The following is an 18,138-nucleotide window of genomic DNA, read 5'->3' as shown; positions in this document are numbered from 1 at the left end:
ATCAGCGCTGGATGAGCGGACGCCGGAAGCCGGCGTCGCGGCCCGCGATCAGCCAATAGACCAGACCGGCTACGAGGCCGGCGGCGGCGATGATGCCGATATCGGCCCAGCGTCCGGCATCCTCTTCCGCGGCCGGCCAGACCAGGAAAAAGCCGGCTGCAGCGGCAGCGGCGCCAAACAGCATGTGCACCAGGAAATTGCGCAGGGCAAAGAATTCGGCGAGCAGCGCGAAGATCAGCGTCTGCAGGCCGGTCAGCACGATCGTCAAGAAATAGACGACCATGCCGAGCGGCGGCCACAGCAGCACGACAATGGGCGAAAATTGCATGGCGCCGAAATAGTCCGGCGCGTTGGGCAATACGGCGAGTGCGCAATATATCGCCACGACCGCGAACAATCCGATCAGCACCGAAACGAAATAGCCGGCAAGCATCATCAGGATGCGCTTCAAAACATGCTTAACCATGGCCATGCACCCCCGTGCCCTGCAACTGTTACGCGCACTCAGCCATCAAAGGCGGATCGGCGCAAGAGTGCATCCAGCAGTGCTTTGCGGCAAATCTTCAGGCGCCGCCGCATAGATGTTGCGAATCCGGCAAAATCCATGTGCCTTTTATCGTGAGGTCGACGCCGTAATAGACCCGCCCGCGCTCGTCGCCCTGCGGACAATCCCTCGGGATCGATATCAGGCACATGACGACAGGATCGCCGGCTTTCGAACTGGCAAGGCCAGGCTCCCGCTCGTAGGAAACCCCGGCGCCGCCATTGCTGAACCGCGTCACACTGCCGGCTTCAGGACTGGCCGTTTCCAGCGGGTCGTCGCCAAGCCGCGTAGTCAGCGCCGTGATGTGGGTGAAGGCGCATTGCCCGATCGACGAGGGCAGGGGCTGGTCGGGGCTGCCTGGATGGCGGGCTGCGGTGTCGAGCGCCTTCTTGCCGATCAGGGCGATGTTGTAATCCTGCACCCAGGACGGCGCATTGCCGTAGGTCTGCAGCGCATTGTTCTGGGCGCTGACGATGCAGGCGGCATCCTGCCCGCAGGCGTTCCTGTCAGTGATGAGCGCACGGGCGATCTTGCGCTTGTCGCGGCCAAAGGCTGGCTCGAAACCCGTAAAGGCCTTGGCGACCAAGGCATCAATTGCCGACAGTTGCGGGTCGGCACAGATCGCCTTTTCCACCGGCAGGCTGGCTTTGCGGCAGTCGAAGGACGGCCCGTCGGCACGCGCTGGACCAAGGCAGACCGCCCCGCCAGCCAGTGCAACGACAAGCGCAAGCGCGTTGGCAATTCGATTGGAAGAAAGCATGGTCGCCCCGTTGTCCGACAACTGCCACCATTCTAGGCGAAAACGCGGCGGACGGAATTGCCGAAGCGGTGCGGCATCGGCGCTATTTCGGTTCGGCGGTCACGGGATCGAAGGTGATTTCGACTTTCGCCTTGTCGGCGGTGTAATAGGTGACGGTGTAGCCGTCCTTGTCCCAGTCGACCTCCTTCACATAGCGAAAGCCATCGCGCTGCTCGACCTTGGCGATGATTGCCGACAGTTTCTGGGCATTCGTCGGCGGCAGCGGGCTGTCATCCGCGGCAAAGGCCGTTGAGCCGGCCAGAAGAACGACGACACCGGTCGCCAGAACAAGATTTCGCATGATTACCCTCATTTCACGTTGGTATGAACCGCACCGGAAACTCGCAGGCAGCACAGTTTGTTCCGAGATGTGACGTCGCGCAGGTTCCGTGAAGCCCTGGATCGCGGCGCTCAGAGCGACGGCACGCCCATATTTGCGCCAACCGCCGGCCAACCATGAGTGCTGCCACGGCCCGCGCTGGACAACCCGATGGTGGTAGAGCTTTGCCAAAGACCCTGCTAGACTTCTGGTCCTGGCGGGGTGGCATGGCGCGCCAACCCCGCCGGAATCTTCATCTCTCAGCGCGCGGCGAAGTGTTTCAGGAACGGGTCGTCGCCTGTGCTGGACCAGAACCAGAAAGGGAGCGGGGGCTCGAACATGGCTGTACGGAACTACACCCGTCAGCTGGCGACAATCATTTCTATCGATGCCGTCGGGTTCTCGCGGCTGATGGGCATCGACGACGAGTCTGCTGTCGCGGCATTCGAGGAACGGCGCGACATCATCGCCGACAGCTGTGGCACATTTGGCGGCCGCACGTTCGGCGACGCCGGCGACAGCATCATGGCCGAGTTCGGCAATCCGATCGAGGCGTTGCGCGCGGCCTTTGATTTCCAGGGCCGCATCGTCGCCCTCAACGCCGAGGTTGCCGACGATATGCGCATGCCGTTTCGCGCCGGCATCAACACCGGCGACGTCATCGTGCGTGGTGGCCGCCTCTACGGCGACGACGTCAACATCGCGGCGAGAATCCAGGAATTCGCGCCGGGCGACGGTCTCGCCGTTTCGGAGACGACCTGGCACCATGTGAAGGACAAGACGGCGGCCGAATTCACCGATCTCGGCGAATTCATGCTGAAGAACATCGCCTTGCCGGTGCGCGTTCTGATCGCCGGCCGCAGCGGCAACGGATCCTCGCCGGCGGCGTCGTTCGCGGCCATTCCCCAGGCCAATGCGCAGCAGAAGCTGTCGTCCAAGGGGCCGCCGGCGATCGCCGTCCTGCCCTTCCACGCCGATGGCGGCGAGCATGACATCGGCTACATGGCCGACGGCATCGCCGAGGACATCATCTATGGTCTATCCAACACCAGATGGCTCTCGGTCATCGCCAAGGGCTCCAGCTTCCAGTTCCGCGACGACACGCTGGGCACCCGGGTGATCGGCAACGCGCTCGGCGCGCGCTACATCGTCAGCGGCACGCTGATGCGCAATGGTGGCCAGATCCGCCTCAACACCTCGCTGGCCGACGCGTCCAACGGGCGGCTGGTGTGGTCGCAGCGCTTCGATCGCGATCTGGTCGACATCTTCAACCTGCGCGACCAGATCGGCGCTGAGATCGTTTCGATCCTCGACAAGGAGGTCGACCGGGCGGAACAGGCACGCACCTTCCAGGTTCCCTGGGAAAGCCTGGAGACCTGGCAACTGGTGCGACGGGGCCGCTGGCACATGAACCGGCGCACCCGCGGCGACACCGAAACCGCACTCGAGTTCTTCCAGAAGGCCTACCGCGAGGACGCCAACTCGAGCGCCGTGCTCAACGAACTGGCGTGGTGGTATTTCTGGCGGGCATGGCTGCGTTTCGGCGACAGCGACGATTTGAACAAGGTCGAGCAGTTTGCCCGCAAGGCGTTGCTGGTGGACAGCCTGGATGCGCGCCCGCACGCCCATCTCGGCGCCGTCGACATCATGCGCGGCGAACCGCGGTCGGCCGTCGACCATCTCGAGGAAGCGATCCACATCAATCCGAGCTTTGCCTTCGCGCGCTCGGCCATGGGCAGCGCCCAGCTGCTGCTCGGCAATGCCGCGACCGCGATACCGTTCTTTCTCGATACCGAGCGATTGAGCCCGTTCGACCTCTACCGCTTCCACAATCTGGGGGAACTGACGGCGGCCTATTGTTTGGTCGAGAACTGGCCGGCGGCGATCGCTGCCGCTGACCGCTCGCTCAACCTGTCTCCCGGCTATTTCTATTCCAGGTTCCTGAAGATCGGCGCGCTGATGCGAAGCGGCCGGCCGGAACAGGCGCGGCGCGAGATGACCATTTTCACCACCCGGCATCCCGATTTTTCAGAACAGCGTGTGCGCTGGATACCGTTCACCGACAAGGCCGCGAACGAGTTCCTCGTCGCCAATTTCCGTCTGGCCAAATGAACATGGCGTCAATGCTGGCTGGAACATGGACCAACTGTGAAAAGATTCACATACGTGCAACCGATGCAAACCTAGGCGTTGAACGGCCGGCATCGCAATAACGTGGATAGCCGGGGGGCTTGAACGCGCATGACCGAACTGAAGTATTTCGACGCTATTCGCGTGGCCCAGAAAAACCAGCGCCCGCTGTCGGAAATGCCGCCGTTCGATCTCGGCCGGATCCGCAAGACAGGGCTGATTGCGCGCATCGTCGGGTCTCTGGCCGAAGACCCCCGCTGGGCGCTTTCCTTGTTGCGGCGTTTCCGGCCGACCGGCAAGCTCTTCGGTGTTCTCGTGATCACCAAGAACGCCGATGTCCGCGACATATTGGAGCGCGGCGACGAATTCCAGACCCCATACGGCCCGGAAATGACCGAGCTTGCCCGCGGATCGAACTTCATCCTCGGCATGCAGGACGGCGCCGACTACCGGCGCATGAAATCGTCGGTGCTGAGTGCATTCCCGCCGGCCGAGGTCGAAGCCGCCGTCAGGCCGATCGCGGCGCGTCATTCGCAAGAGATCATGACGCGCGCCAGCCCCGGCTTCGATGCCATCTCCAGGTTGATGAAGATCGTCCCGGTGCACATCTGCCGCGATTATTTCGGCGTCGAGATGGACGATGAATCCGAATTCGCCGACTGGGCGATCGCGCTGAGTGCGCTGTTCTTTTCGGACCCGACGGCGAGCCCCGTCATGCGCGAACTCGCAGTGGTGGCGGGCGACCGTCTTCTCAAAGTCATCGATCGCTCCATCCAGTCGGCTAGGGACCGGGGCTTGAAGGCCGAGCAACCGCTGGCGAGGCTGGTTGTCCAGATGGATCAGGGCCGCCTGTCGCGGGACGACCTCAATTCGATCATGCTGGGCATGATCGCCGGCTTCGTCCCGACCAATGTGCTGGCCGCCGGCAATTGCCTCGACGTGATCCTGTCGCGGCCCGACGCACGGCAGGCTATCGATGCCGCATTGGCCGAAAACGATACCGCCAAGCTCGACAGGGCCGTCCTTGAAGCCATGCGCTTCAAGCCGATCTGGGTTGGCCCCTGGCGCTACACGGCCCGCGACGCGATCATCGGCAAGGGTACGCGCCGCGAGCGCCTGGTGAAGGCCGGCACGGTGGTGATGCCGGCGACGCTGTCGGCGATGTTCGATGCCGACGCCGTGCAGAACCCGGACCAGTTCGACACATCGCGCCCGCATCGCGACTACATGGTGTTCGGCCACGGCATTCATCAGTGCATCGGCGCCGAGATTGCCAGGATCCAGATCGGCGAAAGCCTGCGCGCCCTGTTCCAGAAGCAGGGCGTGCGCCGCATGCCCGGCAAGGCCGGGCGGATGACCCGCATCGGCGCCTATCCCGAAACCCTCAAGGTCGATTTCGAACGGGCAGAACTCTGCCGCACCGTAAAGCAGTCCATGGTGACGGTGGTCTGCCCGGTCACCCGATCCGCGTCGCTGGATGCTGTCCGCGACAAGGTTGCCAGCCTCGGCAACCCGGCCGTCGAAGATATCCGCACCGCGCTCGACATTGCCGGCACCGTCCACTTCACCAGCCTGACCGTGATCGGCACCGACGAGATCGGCGCTGATTCCGGTCAGGAAAAAGGAGCTCTGGTTCTCGAGATTTCCGGTGACGGCAGCATCGACGATGTCATCGATGCGGTCACGCACGCCATCGGGCACCGGCTGCGGCCGATCTTCAAGGATGTCTGCGATCTGCGCGATGGCGGCGCATTGAACGATTTCCTGCGCAAGCACAATGTCGACATATCGCCGTCCTTCGGCAGCAATGCCGGACTGGTGTTTTCGGGCACGCCGGGGCACTCGGTCCAGCGTATCAAGGCCGAGCAGCAGCTTTTCGAAGCCGTGCGCGACATCGTCGAGCGGCCACGCAAGGGCGCCGGCAACGCTCCTGCCGTGCTCGCTGAAGTTCGCCAGCATGTCCAGTCATTAGGGACGTTTGCCTGGGCGTTCGAGCCGGCCGAGAGCCTGCTGGAAAAGCCGCCGGGTCATTGGGGCCGTGCCCTGATGACGACGTTGCTGGTACCACCGGTCTTCGTCACGGTGGCGATCATCTGGGCTGCTTGCTGGTACATGACCTACAGTGTGGTGTTCGGCAGATCTATCGACATCAGTTCCCAGGAAATCTCCTTCACCGCCATAGCCGTAGCAATCACCTCACTTCTGTTGTCGGGACTTGGAGTGTTGGTGGCAGCGGCGCTGCTGGCGTTTTCGTGCTTGCTGGCGCTGCGACGCCGCGAGGACAGGGATCGGCCGGAAAGCACATCGATCGGCATATCTGAATTGAACGCGATACTCGTCAAGGAGGGCCACGCGGCACAAAACCATCTGACTGCGATTTCGACGATGAAGGCCGGCATTCTGCGGCGGCTGGCGCTCAGGTTTTCTTTCTACCTGATCTCGATAGCTGCCCAGAAGGTATTCAAGCCAGGCTTCCTCAACACCATCAACACCATCCATTTCGCCCGCTGGATACTGCTGCCCGGCTCCAACCGATTGATGTTCTTCTCCAACTACGGCGGCAGCTGGGAAAGCTATCTTGAGGACTTCATCGCCAAGGCGTCCGCCGGCCTGACCGGCGTGTGGAGCAACACCGTGGGCTATCCACGCACACGATGGCTGTTCCTGGACGGCGCGCGCGACGGCGATCGTTTCAAGCGCTGGGCGCGGCGCCAGCAGGTGCCGACCCTGTTCTGGTACTCCGCCTATCCCCAAATCAACACAGAGCGCATCCGGATCAATTCCCGGGTCAGGCGCGGCATTGCTTCCGCCGTCGGCAACGAGGCGCGCGACTGGCTGAGCTTGTTCGGTTCCCTACGGCGCCCGGCGAGCGAAACAACCACCGTTCAAAAGACCACTTCGCTGCTGGCCAATATCAGCTCTGCCTTTCCGGCGCCTCTCGAGCAGCAGCTGGAAACCGGCGAGATCCAGTCCATCTTCTTCGGCCCGCTCGGCCCGCTCGCTTATTCGCATATGCTTGCGATCCGGGTGCCGGACAAGTTGCCGGCGCCCAAGCGCAGAGCCTGGCTCGATTTCGTTGTCGGGCAGACGAGTTTCGGCGAAGGCAGGCCCGCCGGGCGCGCTATGATAGTCGCCTTTGGTCCCGGTGGCCTGCGGCAGTTTGGGCTCGACGAGGGTGTGGAGGGCGATCCACTGGAAACATTTCCGATCGCCTTTCGCCATGGCATGGGCAACCCCGAGCGTGGGCGCATACTGGACGACCGAGGCCGCGACGGCCCGGACGAATGGGAGTGGGGGTCGTTGGAGAACCCTGTGGACCTGGTCATCGTCTGCTATGCTGAAGACCCGGGACGGTTGAAGACCGAGATTGCCACCGTGAGACGAAAGACGACCGGTGCAGGCATGAAGGTCGTCGCCGAACTGCCGCTCGCCGTAAACCGGGGTCCGACCGACACGAAGACGAAATCGTCCGACGGGGCAAAGCGTGACGATCGGTCGGAACGTGGGCCAGCCTACGAGCATTTCGGTTTCGCGGACGGGATTTCGCAGCCGATTGTCCGGGGCACGACCCGCGCCAGCAGGGGCGCCGCGCCCATGCATCTGGTCGCGCCCGGCGAGTTCCTGTTCGGCTATCGTGATGAGCATGGGTTCTATCCAGCCTCGCCCTCGGTAAGCGCATCACGCGATCGGACTGGAATCCTTTCGCAGGTGCGCCGTAGCCGGCTGATTCCGGGCCTGCCGCCACCGCCGCGCGATTTCGGGCGCAACGGTTCATTCCTGGTTATTCGCCAGTTCGAGCAGCACGTCGACGTCTTCAACAACTACTGCAAAAAGGCTGCAGCCTTGGTCGCGAGCCAACTCGGCAACCAAGCCATCACGCAAGACTGGATTGCCGCCAAGATGCTCGGCCGCTGGCAGAACGGTAGCTCGCTGGTGCGCAACCCCGATCATCCGGGACGCGTCATCGACAACAACTTCGCCGCTGGCGCCGAGGATCCGCAAGGCCATCGCTGCCCGCTTGGTGCCCACATTCGCCGTTCCAACCCACGCGACTCGCTGGGTGAGGACCGCGATACGCAGATCAATATCGGCAAGCGCCATCGTATCCTGCGGGTCGGCCGTACCTATGAGAAGCAGGACGGCAAGGATGGCAAGGTCGAAAAAGGGCTGCTGTTCATGTGCCTCAATGCCGACATAGAGCGCCAGTACGAATTCATTCAGCAGACCTGGGTTTCGTCGGCCACGTTCCAGGGCCTCGTCGCTGAAAAGGACCCGACGATTGGTTCGCGCAGCGGTGATGGCAGGTTCACCATTCCGTCATGGGAAAAGGTCACGACGCTCCGTGACATGCCGCAATTCGTCACCACCAAGGGTGGTGGATACTTCTTCATGCCCAGCCGCTCGGCGCTGCGATATCTGATTTCGCGGCTCTGATTCGGCGTCAGTCGTCGTCCTGCGATTCGGCGATATGGCGCAGCGCCCCGGTGTCGGTGATGCGCAGGCCGCCGCGTTTGATGGCAATGAACGAGCGGTTGCGCCAGTCGTTGAGCGTCTTGTTGACGGACTCGCGCGTGGCGCCGAGGAACTCTCCGAGTTCCGATTGCGAGATCGGAATCCAGCCGGCGCTGTCGGCCATCACCTTGGCCAGGAAGACCAGGCGTTTGGCGAGCCTCGCCTCGATGCCGAAGAAGGCCTGGTCGCCGAGTTCGCCGCTGACCCAGCGCAGCCGGGCGCACAGAAGTTCGATCATCGCGCGTGCCAGCGGTGGATTTTTCTCAATGCGATCAAATAGTTGTGTCCTGCTGAGCGAAACCAGCTCGCAAGCGGTCAGGCAGATGGCGGTGGCGGTGCGTGGCCGCCCGTCAAGCGCGCCGATCTCGCCGACGAGGCTGCGCGACAGCTCGATATTGGCCACCAGCTTCTGCCCGCCGGGCGAATAGATCGAGATTTCCACCGTGCCGCTCATGACCCCGTAGATCCGGTCGGCGGCATCTTCCTGAACGAATAGATGCTGGCCGGCGGCGTAGCGCTCGACCTTGCAGCCGCTGAACAGGATATCGAACAGCTTTGGATCGATGCGTGCCAGGCGCGGCAGATCGTTTCTGTCGTTGGGGCCGCCAAAAGCCATGTTCCAAATTCCCAATTGCCGCAATCGGCGAAGTTTAAGGGCCGAAGTCTAAGGCAAGAGTGCACCGCGTCAAAGGCCGGCGTTCATTCCTTGCGATTACGCCTTGTAAAGGCTTGGCGCAGTGGTCGCGCCCAGTGCCTGGCTCGTGCCGGGCGGAAAGCCGTCTGCACGCGCGGCGGGAGGAGCCGCGCGTGCAGGCGCCAACTGATTAAAATGGTTAGGTGATAAAATTTCTGTAAAACCGAGCGGCCGCAATGGCCTTTCCGCCTGTTGCGATAGCTGGGCGCAAACAGCGTGAGCGTCTGTGACGGAGATCACATACGGCATCGCTGAAATAATGCGAGCGTCATACACCGCGCGAGCGACTGCGGCAAAGAGACATGCCGACGTTGCACTCCGGTCATCTTCGACGCGAGTTGATTTGTTTCCTTGCCTGCCAATCAGAATTGCGCCGGTCTAAAATGGGGCAATACAGTCATTTACTTCGACAGAACCTTTGGGGGCGACTATGCCGGTCAAGATCGGAAGAGCACACGTCTGAACNATCTCGATCTCGTCACCGGGGGCGAGGAGACTGAATCGGTCCTCGGCAACGTGGAGACGATGGCAGGCGGCGCTCTGGAATCCCTTGCGCCTGCGGAAGCCGGCAAGACGGAGGCGGCGTTTGAATCGGCGCGCGCTGGCATGGAGAGCCTCGCGCGGGGCGCCGAAGTCGCGCCCGAGCAGCTTTCCGATCTGGAAGCCATAATCATCCCGGAGTTGCGGCCGGTCTATGACATCAAGGATGGCACCTTTACGACGCTGACTTTCGACGGCGCTCCGACACCTGGCCATTCGCTGTGGACGAAGCTTACCAGCGAGGCCGCATTGAAGCAGCGCATCGAAGCCGCCCTGCCGGCGATCGGGCGTATCGAACTGTTGTGGAACACCAATATCCCTTACGGCGGCACGGGCTTCGTCGTCGGCCGCAACCTGTTGATGACCAATCGTCATGTGGCGCAGATATTTGCGGACGGCCTTGGCGACCGCAATCTGCAATTCATCAACGGCCGCGCCGCCGGCATCGACTTCAAGCGCGATTCGGCGGCGGGAAACGTCTTCAAGATCCGCAATGTCCGGATGATCCATCCCTATTGGGACATGGCGATCCTCGAAGTCGAAGGCCTGCCCGACAACATCACGCCGCTGTCGCTCGCGGTCGCCGACGCGCGCGATATGCTGCGCCAGGAAGTCGTCGCCATCGGCTATCCCGCGTTCGACAATCGCAACGCGGTCGATGTCCAGAACGAGCTCATGCGCAATCGTTTCCAGGTCAAGCGCCTGCAACCGGGCATGCTGCAGGGCGGCTTCGATACGGAGAGTTTCGGCAAGATCGTCAGCGCGGCGACACATGATTGCTCGACCACTGGCGGCAACTCCGGCACCGCCATGATCAACCTCGCCACCGGCGAGGTCGTGGCGCTGCATTTCGCCGGCCGCTATCTCGAGCGTAACTACGCCGTGCCGACCGGCGCGCTGGCCAAGGACCAGCGTGTCGTCGACCTCGGCCTCAATTTCGCCGGCGCCGCCAGCGGCGGCCCCAACGATTGGGGCGCATGGTGGAACAAGGCGGACAGTGGGTCGCCGGCCGAGGGCGTAAACCTGGTTGAAGCCGGCGGCGTCAAGCAGATCCCGGGCGTCGCCACCCAGACGCCTTCATCGGCAGGCGTCGTCGTTTCGCCAGGCGGCAGCGTCACCTTCGAAGTGCCGTTGCGCATCACCGTCTCGCTCGGCGCAACGCCTGCCCATGAAGCGGTCACGGAATCGGTCGAGCTCGAAGCGGCCAAGTCGACCCCTCCAGGCGGCGCATTCGTTCCCAAAACGGTCGCGGACTATGCCGGCTATAAGGGCTACGACGAGAAATTTCTCTCTGGCGGCACTAAACTCGCGCCGGTCGTTGTGCCCATGCCTGAGGCCACCGACCTCTCCGTGCTGGCGCCGCTCAAGGCCGGCGGCACGCAACTCGACTACCAGAATTTTTCGCTCAAGATGCACGCCAAGCGGCGGCTTGCGCTGTTCACCGCCTCCAACGTAACCGAGGAGAGCAATCTGCGCGAGCCGGAAAAGGGCCGCAACTATTCGCGCGGCGGCCTGTTCAGCGAGCGCTGGTTCCCGGATCTGCGGCTCGACGACAAGTACCAGATCCCCGACGTCTTCTACACCCAGGATCAGGGCGCCTTCGACAAGGGTCATATCGTCAGGCGCGATGACGTAGCCTGGGGCAGCACCTTCGAGCTGCTGCTCAGGGGCAATGTCTGCTCCTTCCATGTCACCAACTGCTCGCCCCAGGTCGAAGGCTACAACCGCTCCGACAGCGGCGAGAAGAACTGGGGCGATCTTGAGAACCACGTCCTGTCGGAGGCGGCCAGCGAGCGGCTGTGCGTCTTCGCCGGGCCGGTCCTCGCCAAAGACGACCGGACCTTTGCCGGCAAGGGTCCCAAAGGCACCAGTCTCCGCGCGCCGGTGCCGCGCCGCTTCTGGAAGGTGGTGGTCGCCCGCGTCAGTGACGGCATCGCCAGCTACGGCTTCGTGCTCGAACAGGATCTGTCGGACACGGAACTGGAGTTCACGGTCTCCGAAGAATTCATCGGCGCCATGTACCCGCTGACCGAAATCTCCGAAATGACCGGCATCACCTTCGACCAATCGTTGATCGACGCCGACCAGTACGAAACGGTTCGCGGCACCGAAATTGCGATGCGCGCGGGATCACGCAAGCGGAAGAAGAAGGCTTAGGGTCGGAGGGAATCCCATGACCGAATGGACGCAATCCGAACTGAACAGTCTCAACCGCATCCTCGCCAACCTTTACCCGATGATCGGCGACGGCGTGCGTGTTGCCAAAGGTGTCGGTCTTTCGACGGCCCAGATCGCCTTTGACAACAAGGCGATCAACAACTGGTTTGCGATTGTCCAGCGCGCAAAGCAGGAGACCAGGGCCGACGACCTCGTCGCCTTTGCACTCGATGAGAATCCCGGCGACCAGGCACTGCTGCAGGCAAAGCAGCACGCCCCGCCGCCGCCGGTCGAAGGCCCCGCGACCGCCAATTGGAGCGGCGCGACGGCGCCGGCCCAGCTCGAAAAAATCCTTGGCGACAAGAGCACGCTGGTGCCGATCAGCTATCTCGAACTCGGCCTTGTCAGGGCAAGATCGGTGGTGCGCATCAAGCGTGCGGATGGCAGCTCCGGCACCGGCTTCATGACCACCGGCGGGATACTGATCACCAACAACCATGTCTTGCCTGACGGCGCTTCATTGGCGGGCACGGTGGTCCAGTTCAACTATCAGCGCACCGTTGCCGGGCTCGACGCGCCGCTCGACCAGTTCGACATCGACACCGCCGTGCCTCTTCGTACCTCCAAGGACAATGATTGGTCCGCCGTCCGCATCAAGGGCGATGCCTCCAAATGGGGCGAGTTGGAATTGAAACCCATGACCGTCAAGGCCGGCGATCATGTCAACATCATCCAGCATCCCGGCGGTGCGCAGAAACAGATTTCGTTCGTCGCCAATGTCGTGGCCTTCGTCGGCGGCGGCCGCGTCCAGTATCTGACCGACACACTGCCGGGTTCGTCGGGCTCGCCGGTCTTCGACACCGACTGGAACCTGATTGCGCTGCATCACAGCGGAGGCTGGCTCACCGAGCCCAACGCGCCTACCAAAAGCACATATTATCGCAACGAGGGCATTGCGATCGACACCATCATCCAGGACCTCGCGGCCAAGCCTGTGTAGATGGTGAGCTATGCAGACCGATGGCGCAGCTCGATGCGCGGCGATTTGGGACTACGGCATGTAAAATTTTTCGGATGTGACGGTTTATAACGCCAGACACCAAACACCAGGGAGTTCAGAGATCAGCGCCTATTTCGACCTCAGGCTTCAACTGGCTGATCTCTACCCATTGCCTCCCGATTGGTTGCAGGTAACCAAGGACGCTGGAATCGTCGCTGGCGCCATCAACCTCCAGGGGGCGGCGCTTACAGTCTGGTTCAACATCCTTGACTATGCGTTGACCAATAAACTGTCGCAGGCGCTTATGACTGCCGTCGTGGCGCAAAATCCGCAGTGCGCGGCCCGGTTCAAGGCCTATCTGGACGAACTCGCCGCGGGCCAGAAACCGACGGCCGAGTTGCCCGGCATGACGACCGACGATCGGGTCAACACCGCGCTCGCAGGCTTCAACGCCGTCAACCAGCAGTCCAAGGACATTCAGGCCACGCTTGCCGCCGACAACGGCCTCACCAATGTCACCAGCCAGATCGATGTCCTCAAGACCTACAAGGACCTGCATGACCATCTGCAGAGTTTTCAATACGGCATCGGCAGCTTCCAGAACCTGCTGGTCGCCGCCCGCGACATGGGGGCCGACCTGGAGCAGGTCCGCGTCATGCGCAATTTCCTCAAAATATTGAAGCTCTTCTGTGTCTCTATCGGAGAGTCGGTCATGGAACTGCCGGCGGGGCCGGCGCTTCACGATATCGAGCAGGCCTGGCTCGACGACCTCAAGGCGGCTGCGATCAAGTTGCAGGCTGCCATCGATAACAAGTCTCCGGACGCCTACGACGCGCTGTTTGACGTGCGCACCGTGCTGCGCGTCGTGCCGTCGCGGCTCAACCAGCAGATTTTCGTCACGGCAAAGAACCTGCCCTTCGGACTTTTGGCCACCGGTCTAGATACGATAGCCGGCAAACTTCCTGCAGAAGAGCCGTCCGTGCCCTTGATCAAGGCCGCGCATGACGCGATCATGGTGCTGTCCTCGACCATCTATGCGCGCGTCGTCGAGCACAAGCTATGGCAGGACATCGACAACAAGCTGGCCAGCCTTACCGACATGATCGAGCCGATAGAAGGGGGCGCTGCGGCGGACAAGTCGCTGCCGTTCCAGTTTTCGCCGCTGTGGCGAAACCTGGAAGTGAAGGTCAAGGTTCTTGCCGACCTCGACCCCACTGGAGCGTGGCGGGCGACGCTCGTCGACTACTCCACCGACGTCAACGACCAGCTATCGCGCGAGACCGTCGATACCGCCTTCATCCTTGCCTTCGAAGCCTATCGGGACGAGGCCCAGCAACGCTTCGTCCAGGTCGATCTGGCGCTGAAAACGGAATGCGCCTCGATCGTCCGCGTCAGCACGCCTTTGCACAAGATCATTGAGGACCTGGGGCCATGAGCGATGAACTTGCGACAGGCACGGAGACCGAAACTCCGGCCGATTTTATTTCGCTGAGCGACATCCGGATCGCACATCTCGAGCTGATGCGCATCGCCAGCAGCAATGAAGCCGTCGACCCATCGATGAGCCGCAGCGACAAGGCCGGCGCCGAGACGACGGAAGCCAGCATCGACAACACGGCCCCCGATGCGCAGGCCATCCGCGACTTCCTGGCCAAGGCACGGCGCGCCGGCAGCACCATCGCGCGGGAATCCGACCGGCGCGCGGCGCAGCGCATACTCGATTATTGGTCCGCCGAACTGGTCACGCGGCCGGGCATCACCTCAGCCGACGTCAGCCCGGTGCGGCTCGCGTCTTTCGCAGGTGGCGGTGGGCTCGAAACAACAGAGCCAATTGCCGTCGCGGTTGACTCCGAATCGGCATCGCGTGAAATCAACGATTCAGGAACGGTCGCCATCGCCGTTCCTGAATCAATGGCCGTCGCGACCAAAGACGGTGCCGAATCCGGCGACGGCTTCGCATCCGACGACGAACTGAGTTCGGACGAGCTGACCGAGCGCTTTCGCATTCGCGTGGCCGCCCAGGCGCGGCAATGGAAGAACACCGGCTATCCCGGCTATCTCCTGCGCGGCGAAGCGCTGAAGGAGGCGGCGGAGCTGCCGCAGGGGCCGGACATCGCCGAGTTCGTCGAGGCGAGCGCCAAGGCGGAGACCGACAGCCAGAAGCAGCGCGATCGCAGCAAGAATATATTGATCGCGCTGTTTGCCATCCTGGCCGCGATCCTTGGGGCAACCACCTATTTCGCCTACGTCCAGAGAAATGACGCTGTTGACGCGCGCAAGGATGCCGAGACGACGGCGAGTGAGGTCGCAAAGCTCAATGGAAAGCTTTCCACCGCCCTTGAAAAGACGGAAGACGCACGCCAGCGAGCCGAGGCTGCACTTGCCGTTGCCGAGAAGAAGGCGGAAGACGCCGCCAAGACGCTGGCCGAGCAGCAAGCCACGCAGGCCACTTTGCGATCCGCGATCTTGCTTGTGGTCGAACAGCTCAAACTCGGCAGCGTGTCCCTGGACAAGTTGGCGCCCGATTTGCGACAGGGGGTGCTGGTCGAGCTGGCCGGGCAGGTCAAAAGCGGCGAGGTCGCGCTCGACCAATTGCCGGCGCCGCTGCGCGCCGCGCTTGAACCGCTGCTTGGCAAAGACATAGACAAACAGCCTAACGTTCTTTCGGGATACAAGGTCGATTTCATAGGGGCCACGATCGGCTTGCCCAGGATAACCGACGACCTGGCCAACGACGCCGTGGCGCCGCCGCTTGATTACATCAACTACTCGCTGGTCATGTGCCGAACTCATCGCATGGCCATCTATTCGGCCGTCAACCTGGATCGGTCGCAGAGGTTGCCGCTGCAATTCACCGCCAGCAGACTGAAACCCGACAGCCGATTGTCGGTCGACTACCAGCCTCGTCCCAACTGGTACTTTCGCGCGGACCGGCCTTGGCTGGCGGCGCGATTTGCAAGTGCCAGCGACATCGCCTGGGGTCCGGAGTTCGCCGGCGATCCGGCAACGGCGGCGCTCAAGCTGGCGCAGTATGCCTCTTTCCTGCCAAACACGATGCCGCAGCCGCGTACTTTCTACGGCAGCCGATGGGTGCCGCTCGAAAACTGGGTTCGCTCGCAGCACAATCCGCTCGCCAATCGGGTGACCATCTTCAGTGGTCCTGTCTTCCGGCCCGCGGACCAGCCGGTCGACGGCGTGCCGGTCCCTTATGCCTATTGGAAGCTCGCGGTGTCCTCGGTGTCGGCGGCCGTGAAGGGAGAGGTGAGGGAGCCGGAATTTGAGGTCGATGCGTTCTTCATTCCAGCCGACGCTACGGGGGCGTTCAACGTCGAGCAGTATCGGCTCCCGGTTGCCGAGCTTGAAAGGCTCACGAGCCTCAATTTCGACCCTCTCATCGAATGGACGGATTCACTGAAGAACCGCGGCCCCAATGGAACCGCGGCCGACGAACTGGCGGCTCGCGTCAAGCTGCTCGACGGCGCAAATGATGCACTGCGCGGTGACCTGATTGCCGTCCTCGAAGACGCAGACCTTCCGGTGGTCGAACGGCAGAAGATCGTCGCGGCTCTCGTCGAGATGGCCGGCCTGCAAAGCATAAGCGGGCTGACACCGGCGGGGCGCCGCAACGTGCTTGAGACCCTGCTTGGGGTACCGCCTGAATTGTGGGAACGCCCGGACTGGCTGGCTGTGTTTGCCGGCGCGCGCCGGGCGGTTGCCGATCTCGCCCTTTCGGCAGCCGACGGCCAGACTGTTATCGGTGAGCAGGATCGCAACGCACTCAACACGCTGAAGGACCGGCTGCGTATCCAGCAGAGCCCACAGACGGTTTACGTCCAGTTCGCCGGCATGGCGCGCGAGGACGCCGGGGCGCTTTCCGCAAAAATGCGGGCCTTGGGCTGGGGCATTCCAAACCCTGGCGAAGAACGTGTCGCCGCTGCCGCCGGCAAGAACGAAGTTCGCTACAACCCCTACAACGACGCCGACCGTGGCGCCGCCGAACTGCTGGCCGCCGACCTCACGGTTGCCGCTGGCCGACTGGTGACAGCCCGTGCGGTGCCGATCATCAAGGCCAACACATTGGAGATATGGACCAGCATATAGAAACACTGAAGGCCCGAGCGGGGCGAAGACAAGGGCGCGTAAAAAAGCCGCGATGCGCCGCTCACTATCGTCGCGACAAATACGGGCTGTTCTCACTCCAGAGGTTTTTACATGCGCACGCGTCACGCCGTCATGCTTGCACTTTCCGCGTTTTGCATTCCAGCCGTCTCCATGCCGCTGCAGAAAGCCAACGCGCTGGAGCCTGAAAAATACACGGTCTACTGCGCCAACGATCACATCGAGGTTTCGTTCTGGGATCTCGAGCAGATGAAGGTGCGGAACGGATCCGATGTATGCCAGTTCCAGAGCTACACGAGCTACTCAAGCGCGTTGAACTTTGCGCAGAAGAATTTTGGTGGGGAAGGGGCGAGTTGCAGCTGCTAGGAGTGCTGGCTTGGAGTGTGCTGTTCCGGGAAAGAAAATGGTGGGCGATGCAGGGATTGAACCTGCGACCCCACCCGTGTGAAGGGTGTGCTCTCCCGCTGAGCTAATCGCCCGCTCGTTGCCCGAAGGCCAAGCGAGCCGCGATATAAGGGAGGCAGGGTCGTGAAGTCAAGGAGATGCGCCGGCCTTCTGTGCCTGAAATAGCCGAGGACAGGCGCTGCCGCGGAATCCCCGTTTCGCTCAGCCGGCCGCCGCTGCAATCAGCCGTTCCGCCAGGTCGAGCGTCAGCGCGTCGAAATGCGAAATCACCGCCGATGGCTCGAATTCCCTGACATGGCGGTCGGTGTAGCCGAAATCGACGGCGACGACCGGAATGCCGGCGGCCTTGGCGGTGTCGATGTCGATGTGCGAATCGCCGACCATCAGCGCATGATGCGGATCGCCGCCGGCGAGCCGGATGGTCTCGGTCAGATGGCGCGGGTCGGGCTTGCGGAAGGCAAACGTGTCCTGGCCGGCGATCGCGGCGAAATGCTTTGTCAGGCCGAGCGCCTCGATCAGCGCTTTCGAATTCGCCTCATATTTGTTGGTGCAGATGGCGAGCAGATAGCCGGCCTTCTCGAAGCGGGCGATGGCTTCGACGACACCGGGGTAGGGGCGCGACTTGCCGGGGATGTTGAGTGTGTAGTGGTCGAGGAACACCTTCAGCAGCCTGTCGTGCTCCTCCACCGCCAGCGATTTCTGCTGCGCGGTATGCGCGCGCTCGATCATCACCCGTCCGCCCTGGCCGACAAAACGCCGGAAGCCGGCCTCGTCGACAGCGGCAAGCTCGCTGGCGGCAAGGCTGTGGTTGAGGCTGTCGAGCAGATCCGGCGCCGTGTCGATCAGCGTCCCGTCGAGGTCGAACACGATGATCGGTTGGGTCATGGCCTGTCCTGTGGCTGATGCATTGCAGGCAGGC

12 protein-coding genes and 1 tRNA gene are annotated in these 18,138 nt (G+C 62.5%); 7 read left to right on the top strand and 6 right to left on the bottom strand.

All coding sequences use genetic code 11. The features are described from left to right. Position 1 precedes the first annotated feature (1 nt). The 3 genes from X771_RS148950 to X771_RS148960 all read right to left on the bottom strand — a co-directional run bounded on the left by X771_RS148950 (position 2) and on the right by X771_RS148960 (position 1,644). Entirely contained in the window at positions 2–472 is a 471-nt protein-coding gene (locus X771_RS148950; protein WP_023668992.1) for a hypothetical protein, read from the bottom strand. 91 nt (positions 473–563) lie between these two features. Next, complete coding sequence (locus X771_RS148955; RefSeq protein WP_031202737.1) at positions 564–1,304, bottom strand: lysozyme inhibitor LprI family protein; 741 nt, start codon at positions 1,302–1,304, stop codon at positions 564–566. A gap of 82 nt (positions 1,305–1,386) precedes the next feature. Next, complete coding sequence (locus X771_RS148960) at positions 1,387–1,644, bottom strand: PepSY domain-containing protein (RefSeq protein ID WP_023668990.1); 258 nt, start codon at positions 1,642–1,644, stop codon at positions 1,387–1,389. 357 nt (positions 1,645–2,001) lie between these two features. On the opposite strand from X771_RS148960, the gene X771_RS148965 reads away from it, so the two are divergent. Both X771_RS148965 and X771_RS148970 read left to right on the top strand, forming a co-directional pair. After that, positions 2,002–3,774: an adenylate/guanylate cyclase domain-containing protein gene (locus X771_RS148965; RefSeq protein WP_023688496.1), complete on the top strand. Its 1,773-nt coding sequence runs from the start codon at positions 2,002–2,004 to the stop codon at positions 3,772–3,774. 129 nt (positions 3,775–3,903) lie between these two features. Continuing rightward, positions 3,904–8,226 carry a cytochrome P450 gene (locus X771_RS148970; RefSeq protein ID WP_023688495.1) on the top strand — a complete coding sequence of 1,441 codons (4,323 nt, stop codon included), beginning with the start codon at positions 3,904–3,906 and terminating at the stop codon, positions 8,224–8,226. 7 nt (positions 8,227–8,233) lie between these two features. On the opposite strand, the gene X771_RS148975 is transcribed toward X771_RS148970, so the two are convergent. Beyond that, positions 8,234–8,920, bottom strand: a complete 687-nt coding sequence (locus X771_RS148975) for a Crp/Fnr family transcriptional regulator (protein WP_023682508.1) — start codon at positions 8,918–8,920, stop codon at positions 8,234–8,236. A gap of 603 nt (positions 8,921–9,523) precedes the next feature. Between X771_RS148975 and X771_RS1000000165915 the strand changes: the two genes are divergently transcribed. From X771_RS1000000165915 to X771_RS0134220, 5 genes are all read left to right on the top strand, one after another. Beyond that, the gene (locus X771_RS1000000165915) at positions 9,524–11,695 is read left to right on the top strand and encodes a DNA/RNA non-specific endonuclease (RefSeq protein WP_156935999.1); all 2,172 of its coding nucleotides are present in this window, start codon (positions 9,524–9,526) and stop codon (positions 11,693–11,695) included. Between the two features lie 16 nt (positions 11,696–11,711). Then, positions 11,712–12,695: a trypsin-like peptidase domain-containing protein gene (locus X771_RS148980; protein ID WP_023688493.1), complete on the top strand. Its 984-nt coding sequence runs from the start codon at positions 11,712–11,714 to the stop codon at positions 12,693–12,695. 304 nt (positions 12,696–12,999) lie between these two features. Next, positions 13,000–14,130: a hypothetical protein gene (locus tag X771_RS148985; RefSeq protein ID WP_155921533.1), complete on the top strand. Its 1,131-nt coding sequence runs from the start codon at positions 13,000–13,002 to the stop codon at positions 14,128–14,130. Next, the gene (locus X771_RS148990) at positions 14,127–16,796 is read left to right on the top strand and encodes a DNA/RNA non-specific endonuclease (RefSeq protein WP_023688491.1); all 2,670 of its coding nucleotides are present in this window, start codon (positions 14,127–14,129) and stop codon (positions 16,794–16,796) included. The genes X771_RS148985 and X771_RS148990 overlap by 4 nt, the downstream gene beginning before the upstream one ends. A gap of 111 nt (positions 16,797–16,907) precedes the next feature. Next, positions 16,908–17,180 carry a hypothetical protein gene (locus tag X771_RS0134220; RefSeq protein WP_023668982.1) on the top strand — a complete coding sequence of 91 codons (273 nt, stop codon included), beginning with the start codon at positions 16,908–16,910 and terminating at the stop codon, positions 17,178–17,180. Positions 17,181–17,218: 38 nt separating this feature from the next. On the opposite strand, the gene X771_RS148995 is transcribed toward X771_RS0134220, so the two are convergent. Continuing rightward, positions 17,219–17,293 (bottom strand) — tRNA-Val (locus tag X771_RS148995). A gap of 127 nt (positions 17,294–17,420) precedes the next feature. Then, positions 17,421–18,104 carry a phosphoglycolate phosphatase gene (locus X771_RS149000; protein ID WP_023668981.1) on the bottom strand — a complete coding sequence of 228 codons (684 nt, stop codon included), beginning with the start codon at positions 18,102–18,104 and terminating at the stop codon, positions 17,421–17,423. Positions 18,105–18,138: the final 34 nt, after the last annotated feature.

The sequence above is a fragment of the Mesorhizobium sp. LSJC269B00 genome (assembly GCF_000502815.1).
GTDB lineage: Bacteria > Pseudomonadota > Alphaproteobacteria > Rhizobiales > Rhizobiaceae > Mesorhizobium.
This window is presented reverse-complemented; position numbering and strand designations above follow the sequence as displayed.

Bases quoted from the DNA above. Each gene is read 5' to 3' on its own strand.
- X771_RS148950 (WP_023668992.1), bottom strand. From the start codon at position 472: ATGGCCATGGTTAAGCATGTTTTGAAGCGCATCCTGATGATGCTTGCC.
- X771_RS148955 (WP_031202737.1), bottom strand. From the start codon at position 1,304: ATGCTTTCTTCCAATCGAATTGCCAACGCGCTTGCGCTTGTCGTTGCA.
- X771_RS148960 (WP_023668990.1), bottom strand. From the start codon at position 1,644: ATGCGAAATCTTGTTCTGGCGACCGGTGTCGTCGTTCTTCTGGCCGGC.
- X771_RS148965 (WP_023688496.1), top strand. From the start codon at position 2,002: ATGGCTGTACGGAACTACACCCGTCAGCTGGCGACAATCATTTCTATC.
- X771_RS148970 (WP_023688495.1), top strand. From the start codon at position 3,904: ATGACCGAACTGAAGTATTTCGACGCTATTCGCGTGGCCCAGAAAAAC.
- X771_RS148975 (WP_023682508.1), bottom strand. From the start codon at position 8,920: ATGGCTTTTGGCGGCCCCAACGACAGAAACGATCTGCCGCGCCTGGCA.
- X771_RS1000000165915 (WP_156935999.1), top strand. From the start codon at position 9,524: ATGGCAGGCGGCGCTCTGGAATCCCTTGCGCCTGCGGAAGCCGGCAAG.
- X771_RS148980 (WP_023688493.1), top strand. From the start codon at position 11,712: ATGACCGAATGGACGCAATCCGAACTGAACAGTCTCAACCGCATCCTC.
- X771_RS148985 (WP_155921533.1), top strand. From the start codon at position 13,000: ATGACTGCCGTCGTGGCGCAAAATCCGCAGTGCGCGGCCCGGTTCAAG.
- X771_RS148990 (WP_023688491.1), top strand. From the start codon at position 14,127: ATGAGCGATGAACTTGCGACAGGCACGGAGACCGAAACTCCGGCCGAT.
- X771_RS0134220 (WP_023668982.1), top strand. From the start codon at position 16,908: ATGCGCACGCGTCACGCCGTCATGCTTGCACTTTCCGCGTTTTGCATT.
- X771_RS149000 (WP_023668981.1), bottom strand. From the start codon at position 18,104: ATGACCCAACCGATCATCGTGTTCGACCTCGACGGGACGCTGATCGAC.